The organism is Paenibacillus caui (genome assembly GCF_019904135.1).
Classification (GTDB): domain Bacteria; phylum Bacillota; class Bacilli; order Paenibacillales; family Paenibacillaceae; genus Fontibacillus; species Fontibacillus caui.
Genome location: NZ_JAIOGQ010000071.1, coordinates 1 through 2521 on the forward strand (window position 1 = coordinate 1; position 2521 = coordinate 2521).

General features: G+C 37.2%; 3 protein-coding genes and 1 pseudogene. 1 reads left to right on the forward strand and 3 read right to left on the reverse strand.

The features are described 5' to 3' along the window. Window positions 1–19: 19 nt before the first annotated feature. Together K7397_RS21105 and K7397_RS21110 are read right to left on the reverse strand one after the other, a co-directional pair. Window positions 20–340, reverse strand: a complete 321-nt coding sequence (locus K7397_RS21105) for a hypothetical protein (RefSeq protein WP_223070545.1) — start codon at window positions 338–340, stop codon at window positions 20–22. Beyond that, entirely contained in the window at window positions 341–1246 is a 906-nt protein-coding gene (locus K7397_RS21110; protein ID WP_223070546.1) for a DMT family transporter, read from the reverse strand. It lies immediately after the preceding gene. Between the two features lie 157 nt (window positions 1247–1403). Here K7397_RS21110 and K7397_RS21115 point away from each other — a divergent pair, with 157 nt between their 5' ends. Further along, on the forward strand, window positions 1404–2297 hold the full coding sequence (locus tag K7397_RS21115; protein WP_223070547.1) for an AraC family transcriptional regulator: 894 nt from the start codon (window positions 1404–1406) through the stop codon (window positions 2295–2297). 82 nt (window positions 2298–2379) lie between these two features. Here K7397_RS21115 and K7397_RS21775 read toward each other — a convergent pair. Next, window positions 2380–2521: pseudogene (locus K7397_RS21775) on the reverse strand (IS256 family transposase); the annotation flags it as partial.

Consider the following 2521-nt stretch of genomic DNA (forward strand, 5'->3'; position numbering starts at 1 on the left):
TCAGATGTTGAAACAGCGGTCAAGTTCTTTCCTTGAGGGCTGTTTCAACATCTGAAAATCTCTTAAAGGCGGAAGGGGTTATGAAACTAACATTCAACATTGTACCCACCCAGTAGAGCGAAGAGCCAGGAAAATTGACTACCCCCATTACTTGTTGCCCTATAATATCTTCAGCCGTATATCTTTTTGTAATTTGTGCACTAGACGTTTTTATTCCAATTTCTTGTCCAAAATCAATCTCAAGTTTGATAGCAGGTACTTTTGCTTTTGCGAAAAACTCAGCTTTAATAATGGTTCCAACACGAATATCCAGTTTCAAACAATCATCAATCGTTGCCATTTAAACATTCACCTCATCTGAATAGTTTAGGGATTGTAACCAAAAATACATACTCATGCCTAGTAATGTGATCAATCCACCTATGAATTGAAAGATAGAGATGGTTTCTCCCAAGAATAAATAGGCCAGAATTATGGCTAAAACAGGCTCTCCAATAATACCTACAGAAACCGTAGTTGCGCCTATAGATTTTAACAACAGATTAAAAATATATTGTCCAAAAATAGTTGGGATCACTGCAAGTAACAAGAAATAAGTCCAATCCGAGGAGTCATATTGGGTCAAAGTGATATTATTTAACAAACAGTAGACTAGCATGACGCTCCCGCCTAGAAAAAAAACAATAACACTGTATAAATTTGCGTCAATTTTGCGACTTACTTTCTGTCCTGCCAGCATATATGCTGAAACCAGGATTGTTCCTAATAAGGATAATCCATCACCTATTAACGCCTCCCTCGAAACCCCGATGTCTCCCCAAGCTATAATTACTGAACCTAAAAGAGCAGCAATCAAACAAAGAATGGTTAATATGTTGGTTCGTTCTCTAAACATAAAATATGAACCAATCAATACAAATAAAGGTTGTAATGATAAGATCACCATGGAGCTCGCAACTGAGGTATATACTAAAGATTCCATCCAACATAAGAAGTATAACCCGAGAAATAGACCAGCTAAAAAAACGGTACTCCAATCTTTTTGGTTCATCTCTGAGGATCGGAGAGTTTTCCAAGGTACAAAAGGAAGCATAATGATTACTGATATATACAATCTGTACATTCCAGCCACAGAGGTTGGAGTATCTGAAGATTTTATCATGATGGATGAGATAGAAACAGACAGTATGCTGATGAAGAGCAAAATATACGGATGAAACGGTAAAGACGATTGATTTATTTTCACATGTACGCCTCCAAGACGTCTTATCCAATCGTCTGTGCACAGGATTGTAATGATAAGCCGAAGATCTGATATAATAATATCACCACTTTTATTTTATTTGTGTAACTATATCTTTAATTTATATAGAAATATCGTCACCAGAAAGGACTTCGCTAAAATGGAAAAACAATTGCACGAGACCATTTTATATCCCGATGTTTCATTTCCATACATCATGTACACCCATACTATTCATCGAAGTATTCCTGAAGGTAGAGGATTTAACGATTTACATTGGCATGAAGAACTGCAAATTACTTTGGTTACTAAAGGAAAACTAGTTATACAAGTTAATGGGATTGATCATGAATTAGAAACAGGTCAGGCCATTTTAATTAATAAGGGCATCCTTCATGTTACTACGAACCTGACAAATAACGGTCAATATGTCAGTTTTAATTTTCCTGAGAAGCTGCTGGCCTTCTACGCAGATAGTGCCATGGAACAAAATTATGTACTTCCTTATACAAACTCTTCCTTAGTGTCACTAGTAATCAAGGGAGATGTTGAATGGGAAAGTCAAGTAGTAGAAATGCTTTGGGATATGAAAAAGAAATTTGATATGAAAAAAAACTGGGGGTGGGAATATGAGGTTTCGATCACAACGGTACAATTATGGTTTATCTTAATTTCTAACATTTCACTTTCTTCTGAGGAAGCACCTAAATACTTAAAGCTGCAACAAGAAAGACTTCAATTAATGCTCAGCTTCATCCATCAGAACTACTCAAATCATATAACACTGCAAGAGATTGCTGATATAGCGCATCTAAGTGTTTCGGAATGCACCCGGAGTTTTAAGAGAACCATTCATATGACACCTTACGAGTACTTAATTAAGTACCGGATCAAGAAAAGCAGTGAGTTATTAATCTCAACAGATTATACCATAACCGAAATAGCAGGCAGAGTGGGTTTCAATCATGTAAATCACTTTATTCAGTCTTTTAAAAAATATCATGAAAGAACACCTAAAGATTTCCGGAAATTTAGAAATGAAATCAATGATTAAGGAGTTTAATCTGCTGATATGGGTGTGTCAATAATTTTGTGTAAACTCATTTATAGAGACTCCCCCATGGGGGAGATTGCCCTTACGGCAGATGTTGGCCGATGCGTTCGGGGAAGAAGACCGAGAACTGCAACAGCATTTGGCCCCAGTTCTGGACACGGCCTGTCCATTTGCGGGTGACATCCATGGTGACCAGATACAGCATCTTTAGCAGCGCCTCGTCC